Origin of the sequence: Microbacterium sp. H6 (assembly GCF_003314775.1) — a bacterium.
Lineage (GTDB): Bacteria > Actinomycetota > Actinomycetes > Actinomycetales > Microbacteriaceae > Microbacterium > Microbacterium oxydans.
Map to the genome: position 1 here is coordinate 13,270 of NZ_QOAY01000020.1, position 7,159 is coordinate 20,428.

General features: G+C 69.3%; 9 protein-coding genes and 1 pseudogene. 4 read left to right on the forward strand and 6 right to left on the reverse strand.

Going from position 1 to position 7,159, the window contains the following annotated elements:
- Nucleotides 1–479: hypothetical protein (locus DSP71_RS00950; protein WP_181800627.1), on the forward strand; the 479-nt coding region annotated here is incomplete at its 5' end.
- Between the two features lie 50 nt (nt 480–529).
- Here the strand turns inward: DSP71_RS00950 and DSP71_RS21795 are convergent.
- From DSP71_RS21795 to DSP71_RS00955, 3 genes are all read right to left on the reverse strand, one after another.
- Entirely contained in the window at nt 530–700 is a 171-nt protein-coding gene (locus DSP71_RS21795; RefSeq protein WP_157543558.1) for a hypothetical protein, read from the reverse strand.
- 46 nt (nt 701–746) lie between these two features.
- Nucleotides 747–905: a hypothetical protein gene (locus tag DSP71_RS21800; protein ID WP_157543557.1), complete on the reverse strand. Its 159-nt coding sequence runs from the start codon at nt 903–905 to the stop codon at nt 747–749.
- A 146-nt stretch (nt 906–1,051) separates the two neighbouring features.
- The gene (locus DSP71_RS00955; RefSeq protein WP_046747621.1) at nt 1,052–2,452 is read right to left on the reverse strand and encodes a threonine/serine exporter ThrE family protein; all 1,401 of its coding nucleotides are present in this window, start codon (nt 2,450–2,452) and stop codon (nt 1,052–1,054) included.
- Between the two features lie 361 nt (nt 2,453–2,813).
- Here DSP71_RS00955 and DSP71_RS00960 point away from each other — a divergent pair, with 361 nt between their 5' ends.
- From DSP71_RS00960 to DSP71_RS00970, 3 genes are all read left to right on the forward strand, one after another.
- Complete coding sequence (locus tag DSP71_RS00960; RefSeq protein ID WP_058630718.1) at nt 2,814–3,164, forward strand: hypothetical protein; 351 nt, start codon at nt 2,814–2,816, stop codon at nt 3,162–3,164.
- Nucleotides 3,165–3,227: 63 nt separating this feature from the next.
- Nucleotides 3,228–3,482, forward strand: coding sequence for a hypothetical protein (locus DSP71_RS00965; protein WP_113680135.1), 255 nt, complete (start codon nt 3,228–3,230; stop codon nt 3,480–3,482).
- Entirely contained in the window at nt 3,479–3,922 is a 444-nt protein-coding gene (locus DSP71_RS00970; RefSeq protein WP_113680136.1) for a BLUF domain-containing protein, read from the forward strand. Before DSP71_RS00965 ends, DSP71_RS00970 begins: the two co-directional genes overlap by 4 nt.
- An 18-nt stretch (nt 3,923–3,940) precedes the next feature.
- On the opposite strand, the gene DSP71_RS00975 is transcribed toward DSP71_RS00970, so the two are convergent.
- The 3 genes and pseudogenes from DSP71_RS00975 to DSP71_RS00985 all read right to left on the reverse strand — a co-directional run.
- Nucleotides 3,941–4,591 (reverse strand): TetR/AcrR family transcriptional regulator, encoded by a 651-nt coding sequence (locus DSP71_RS00975; protein WP_046747624.1) that lies wholly within the window; start codon nt 4,589–4,591, stop codon nt 3,941–3,943.
- Nucleotides 4,588–6,768: a YhgE/Pip domain-containing protein gene (locus DSP71_RS00980; RefSeq protein ID WP_113680137.1), complete on the reverse strand. Its 2,181-nt coding sequence runs from the start codon at nt 6,766–6,768 to the stop codon at nt 4,588–4,590. Before DSP71_RS00980 ends, DSP71_RS00975 begins: the two co-directional genes overlap by 4 nt.
- Nucleotides 6,765–7,159: pseudogene (locus DSP71_RS00985) on the reverse strand (hypothetical protein); the annotation flags it as partial. The gene DSP71_RS00980 and the pseudogene DSP71_RS00985, both read right to left, overlap by 4 nt.

Genomic DNA, 7,159 nt, shown 5'->3' on the forward strand with positions numbered 1-7,159 from the left:
CGTCCGAACCCACCGCCACGCAGAGCGCACCGCCCGCGGGAGTCGACGCAGCAGCCGAGGAGCAGGCACAGGCCTGGCTGGATGCGGCCGTCGTGCCGCCGGGGGCTGTGCGCGTGACCGAGAAGCCGGTCTCGTTCGGCTCCTACCAGGGGTGGCCGTGCCAGCCGGTCGCCCAGCTCGAGGGCTACTGGACCGTGGCCGACTCGACGGTTGCAGGGGCTGCGAACTGGTTGCGAGAGAACCCGACAGCGGATCTCGTCAGCACGGCATCGGGCATGGCGTGGCCCGAGGATCCGAACCTCGACGGCGTGCTCATCGGCTACATCCCCGCCGACGAATCGCAGCAGGGCGTCGTCTACACCGTCGCGAAGATGGACTCGGGCGTCGCGATCCGGGCGGAGGTCGCGGCCCTCAGCGCTTCGGCGACGTGTCCTTCCCTCGCGCCCGGAGAGATGCTGGGCAAGCCGGGACAGGGCTGAGCGCCCCCGCGGAAGTCCGCGAAGGCGCTCCTCTCACCTGCTGAAGGCCGTCAGTCTTTGCCGGGGTTCTCGGCGTCGGTGCTGTCGTCCGTGCCGGCGTCCTTGTCCGTCGGCGGCACGGTCGGCGGGGTTCCCTTGCCGTCCTCGGCCCCGAGGTTGTCGTTGTCCTCTGGCCCGGGAGAGGGCTCGGTGCTGATGTCGTTCCGGTCGTTCGTGCTCACGGGAGCCTCCTTGGTCGCTGTGGGTTCTCGACGCGCGTCGACGTTCTCAGGGCAGGTCTTCGACGTCGATGCCGTCCTCGTCGGTGTCCTCGTCCTCGTCGGTGTCGTCGTCGTCGATGTCGTCGTCGGTCGATGGCATGTCCGGGTCGATGCCCTGGGCTTCGACCTCGGGGGTGTCGTCTGAGTGGTGCTGGGGATCTGACATGCGGTTCTCCGATCGATCAGTGGGCTGGTCGACCAGTGTCGCCTGACTTCCGTGCGGTCCGTCTGCCCGTTGACAGGTGGGCGCCCGCGAGCGGACAATCCCGGTTGCAGCTCGGCGGGCGTGCGCTCGGGGGAAAGGGGGCGGGGTCAGCGGCGGGTGCGGGCTCGGGTCTTCGCGACGCTGGCGAGGGTGGCGCGGACGGGGGTTCCGAGGTAGAGGCCGAGCGAGGCACCGGAGGCCAGACCGATCCCGATCACGGCCGCATCGATGAGGGAACCGCCGGCGAGCAGCATCCCCGTCGACGTGCCCGCCGCGTGGACCATCTCGAGCAGGCCCTGGAACACGGCCACTCCGGGAACGAGCGGCACGATCGCCGCCGTGGTCACCGCGACCGAGGGGACATGCAGGTTTCGCGCGATCAGCATCCCGAGGAAGCTCGCCAGCAGCGCGCCCACCGCGCTCGCCGCCGCGGGGTGCAGGTTCAGCGCCACCGATCCCGTGTAGCCCGCGAGGGTCACGGCGCTCAGGAGCGCGCTGACCAGGATGATCCGGATGCCGGCGCCGTTGAACACCGCGACGGCGACCGCGATGATGATCGCACCGGCGAACTGGTTCACGGGTGGCCCGAACGGTGCGGGGTCGTCCGGGAGGTCCATCGTGAAGCCCAGGACGCCGCCGAGTTCGAGGCCGACGAGGATTCCGATCACCACGCCGAGGGTCTGCATGGTCAGATCCAGGATGCGCCCGCCTGCGGTGAGGGCGAAGCCGTCGATCGCATCCTGTGCCGCGCCGACCACCGTGAGACCGGCGAGCATCAGCACGATGCCCGAGGCCACGATGATCGATGGGCGGATGCCGACGAACGGCTCGATCCCCGCGGTGCCGAGCGCCGAGACCACCACGGCCACGATCGTCGTCACCAGGCCTCCCGCGATCTGGCTGAAGAACAGGGGGACGCGGAGTCGCGCGAGCCCGGCCTGGGTCAGGGCTGCGCACAGCGCGGCGACGAATGTGAGTCCGACGATGATCGGTGCGGCACCGAGCATGATGCTGACCCCGACCGCGAGCAGAGCGCGCGCGACGATCACGACCGGCTGCTGGTAGCGGAACGGCACACGCCGGATGGCGCGGAACGTGGTGCGGGCGGATTCGAGGTCGAGGCCGCCGTCGATGTCGGCGACCAGGGCCTGCACACGCTGCAGCTTCGCGTGATCGGGCGCGGTCACCCGCACCACCCGCACCAGGGTCTCGGGCCAGACCTCGCCGCTCAGGTGGAACGACACCGTGATGGAGTTGTACGTGACGTCGACCTGCACGCCGCGCATCCCGTAGGCGTCGCACACCCGCGTGATCGCGAGCGTGACCTCGTGCGCGGAGGCGCCGACGGCGAACATCGACTCCCCGATGCGCGTCGCGAGGTCGAGCACGCGGGGGACCGTGCGCTCGTCGATGACGGGCATGGCCTCGGTGTGCGCGACCGTCGAAGGATCGGTGTGCAACAGGCGACGTACGGAGGAGAGCAGCGGCCGGCGGGAGTTCGCGGACATATGGTCCATTCTCTCGCCGGTGCCGCCGATCGCGGGGAAGACTGTCCGGTCCTCCGCGACCCGAACGCGGAGGACCGGCGAGATCGAATGAGCGGGTGCGTATGCGCACCGGCCCCCGAGCCGCCGCCCGGACCCGAGAGAGAATCCGAGCACGCCGCCGGTTCGACCGGCGTAGAGCGCTGAAGCGACTCTTCGCTTCGGCCACGATACGCGGGAGCCGCGGCAACACTGCCATCGGACACCCTCCCTTGACGGAAACCCCGACGCGCTGGTAGCGACGCGGTGGGCATGGTTAGCGTTCGAGAGGGCCACGATGCAACCCCCTTGGGTGTGCTGCGCCGATCGTGGCACCGTCGCGGATATGAAACTCGTGTCCTATGCAGGCCAACAGGTGGTCACGACCGATGACGTCGCCGACGCGCTCGTCGCGCTCGCCGCCGCCATCGCGAGCGAAGGCGAGTCGGCGGCGCTCCGGCTCCCGATCGTCATCGATGGGAAGAAGGATTCCGCCGATCTGATCGTCGGCGTCGGCAACGACCTCCTGGTCGGGCCGCAGACCTCCGACGGCGACGATCCGGACTTCTCCGACGAGGCAGCGGAGATCCGACGCCACCCCCTCTTCCCCCAGCGCGCCACCGGGGATGAGGATGAGGATGATGAGATCGGGATCGCGTCGATCGACTTCGACATCGACCACGGGGCACGTGCGTAGCGCACCGACGCGACCGCTGTAAAGGGGAGCGCGTAACGGATACCGTGCGCCTAGTCTGCTGAGGTGCTGAACTCCGCCCTGCCCGATCCCGACGTCCTCTGGGCATGCGTCGAGGAGGGTTTCCATGTCGGGAGCCGCCGCGGCGACTTCCTCGGATACATCGACAGGCAGCCGGACGGCGAGTACCGCGCATTCGATGCCCGATCACGGTCGCTCGGCGACTTCCCGACCCTGCGGGCAGCGACCGCCGCGGTCGAGCAGCCGACAGACGCGGCATCGTCCGAGATCCACGACGGCGGGCAGGGGGCCGCGCTGTGAGCTCGGCTTCGGCCACCGGTCTGGTGTCGCTCGTCTACACCAGCACGGCGGCACAGCCGTTCAGGGAGACCGCGCTCGAGCAGCTGCTCGCCGTGTGTCGTCGCCTCAACGACGGGCGCGGCATCACCGGCATGCTCCTTCACCGAGACGGTCGCTTCATCCAGGTGCTGGAGGGGCAGGCGGACACGATCGCCGGCCTCGTCGACACCATCCGCCGTGACTCCCGGCACCGCGACCTGCGCGTGCTCCTGACGCAGTCGATCACCGAGCGCCGCTTTCCGGACTGGACCATGGGGTATCGCGCCCTGCACGTCGGCGAGAGCCGCCCTTCGGGCTTCCGGGACTCGTTCGCCGACCTGGACGCCGGTGCAGACGTCGACACCACGCTCAGGGCACTGAACGAACTCACCCTGTGGTTCCGGGTACGGGCGCGCGACTGAGCACGCGTCAGCAGGCGCTCAGCCCCGGGCGAAGATCTCGGGATGCGCGTCGATGAGCTCGGCCTGCTCGGTCCAGGAGAGCCCCACGATGCTGAGCACCACGCGCACGACGGTCGCGTCGGCGTCGGTCGTGGTCAGCCGCAGCTCGCGCAGCGTGGCCCTGGCCGTCTCCTCGATCAGGAAGGCGAGCAGTTCAGGGGGCATGTCGCCGCGGAAAGCTCCCGATCCCACCCCCACTGCGGTCAGGTCGCGGATGCGTCGTCGCAGCGGAGCCAGGGCGCGGACGGTGTCCGCCAGATGCGCGTCGTCGAGTGCGATGTTCGCCGAAGCGCGCACGGCCGAAGCCTCCCGCCAGAGCCGAGTCGCCATCCGCGCCAGGGTCACGCGCGGATCGGACTCGTCCGTGGTCTCGGCGATCGCGTTGAAGCGCTGCGCCCCCACCGCGATCACCTCGCGCAGCAGGCTGTCGCGGTCGGCGAAGTGGCCGTAGACGGCTCGGCGTGTGAGACCCGCGGCCTGCGCGATCGCATCGAGGGAGGCTGTGGGATTGGTCGCGAGCACCGATTGCGCCGCCCGCAGCAGGGACTCTCGGTTGGCCAGGGCATCGCGACGCCGGCGCGGAGCCGGAGCGGCGGTCTCCTGCCCGTCTCGCGGAGTCGCGGTGCTCACGACATCACCTTGGTCGAGGCGAGAGCATCGACCAGCTTGCGGTTGTAGTTCACGAGCGGTCGCCGCAGCACGAGACCGAGGAGGAGAGCGGGGACGATGAACAGCGCGAGAGCACCGAGCGACCACCAGAAGTCGCCCTGATAGACGCCGGCGATCGCCGAGCGAACCATGTTCACCGCGTAGGTCGCGGGAAGGAAGGGGCTGATGCTCTGGAACCAGTCCGGCAGCAACTGCAGGGGGTACGCGCCGCCCGAGCCCGAGATCTGGATCACCAGGAGCAGCACCGACAGCGCCTTGCCCGCGTTGCCGAACGCCACGACCGCGGTGTAGACGATCAGGGTGAACACGGTCGAGATCGCCCACCCCGCCAGGATCAGCAGCAGCGGATGCGCCGGTTCGATCTGCACGAACAGGATCAGTCCGAGCGTCAGGAGCGTGCTCTGCGCGAGGCCCACCAGACCGAAGACGCCGTAGCGGCCGAGGTACTTCTGCGTGGGGGTGAGCTCCGGCCGGTCGGGCAGCGTCTCGGCGTTCACGTCCGTGCGGATCGTCACGGTCATCAGAAGAGCGCCCACCCACAGGGCGAGGATCATGTACAGCGGAGCCATGGCCGCGCCGAAGCCTGCCACGGGGAACACCGCCGTGCGGTCGAGACGCACGGGCTCGGCGAGCGAGGTCGCCAGCACACCGGGGTCCGCGCCGACCAGGGCACTGAGGTCACCGGTGTCGGCGGCTTTTCCGATGGACTGCTGCACGCCGTCGAACCTGTCGGCCAGGGAGTTCAGCGCCGCCGACAGCCCGGTCGTGGCCTCCTGGGCACGGGACAGGGTGGACAGTACGGAGTCGGACGCCCCGGACAGACCCGACGTGATGCCGGACAGGTCGGAGCGGATCGCCGAGACGTCGGAGCCGATCTGCGCGAGCGTCGACGAGAGGGCGTTCAGCTTCGTCTTGAGCCCGTCGTCGTACGCGGTTCGCGCGTCGGCGATCGCCTTCTTGGCGTCGGCGATCGCGGCGCTGATCTCCTGGTGGGAGCCCTGCGCCGCGTCGTTGCCGGCCGCGATCTGCGTCGCCGTGTCCTGGAGCCGCTGCTGCAGGGCCTGCTGGCGCGCGATCGCCTCGTCGAGTCGGCTGATCACCGCGTCGAAGTCGGACTGCGCGGAATCCGGCAGGTTCGGTCCGACCTGGGTCTCCAAGGTGTTCTTCACGGCCTGGTACTGGTCGATCTGCTGCTGCACGCGCTCGGCGAGCGTGGTGATCGCCTGCACCTGGCTTCCGCTGAGCGAGTCCGCGCCGGCGTACAGCTCGTCGATGCGCTGACCGACGGCGTCGTAGCTGCTCGACGTCGCCGCGAGGGCGTCCGCCAGCGACTGCGCGGCCGTCTGCAGGGTCGACTTGAGAGCGCCCGCCGCATCCACACCGCTGCCGAGGGCGCCAGAGGTGTCCTTGAACGCATCGCCGGCCGAACCGACCAGGCCAGAGGCGCTTTCCAACAGAGGACGACTCGCCTCGAGCAGAGCGGTGAACGTGTCGGCGGTCGTCGCTCCGGACCGCAGCTGATCTCCGACGCTGCCGAGTCGCGCCTCGATGCGGTTCAGCGCCGCCTGCGTGTCGTCATCCGTGAGGTAGTCCGACATCGATGAGACGAGGCCGAGCGCCACGTCGCCGAGGGTCTGGGCGAACGTGTCGCTGATCGCGGACGACACTCCTTCCGCACCCTGCCCCGTGATCTTGGGGGCCAGGGCATTCTTCTTCTCGTTCGTGTAGAGCGCGATGTGGGTGCGGTCGCCGCCGTCGGCATAGAACGTCAGCATGTCGGCGCTGAACGTCTCCGGCAGCACGATGGCGGCGTAGTACTCGCCCGACTTCGTCCCGTCGATCGCATCGCGCTCGTCCGTGATGACCCAGTCGAGCTGGTCGTTCCCGCGCAGCTGTGAGAGCACCTGCTCGCCGACGTTCACGCGGATCGGCACGAGATCGCTCTCGTACCCGGCATCCGTGCTCGCGACCGCGATCTTCAGATCCTTGGTGTTGGCGAACGGATCCCAGCTGGCGATGACGTTGAACCACGTGAACAGCGACGGGATGACGACGAGGCCGAACAGCACGATGCAGGCCATCACGTTCTGGGTGGCGTGACGTACGTCGCGGCGCGTCAGATCCAGGATGTTCTTCACGCGCGGTCCTCCCCTTCGGCTCGCTCGGCGGTGTCTTGTTCTGCGGTGTCTTGTTCAGCGGTGTCTTGTTCTGCGGTGTGTTCTTCGGCCGTGTCGTCTTCAGTTATGAGTTCGGGCGCGGTGTCGGGTTCGGCGGTTCGGCGCTCTGCGGGTCGGCCCTCAGCGGTGGCGGATGCGGAGCTGTCGGGCTCGGGGGCCGGGCCCTCGGGCTCCTCGACCGACTCCGTTTCTCCTTCCGGCTCGAACCACTCGGTGAGCAGCGCGTGTGCCTCGGCACCCGAAGCCGTCTCGGTGTCGGCAGCGGGCGCGGTGTCGGCAGCCGTCTCGGTATCGGCAGCGGGCGCGGTCCTGGTGAGCGGAGCGGTCGTGGCCACGTCGTGGGCAGCGGTCC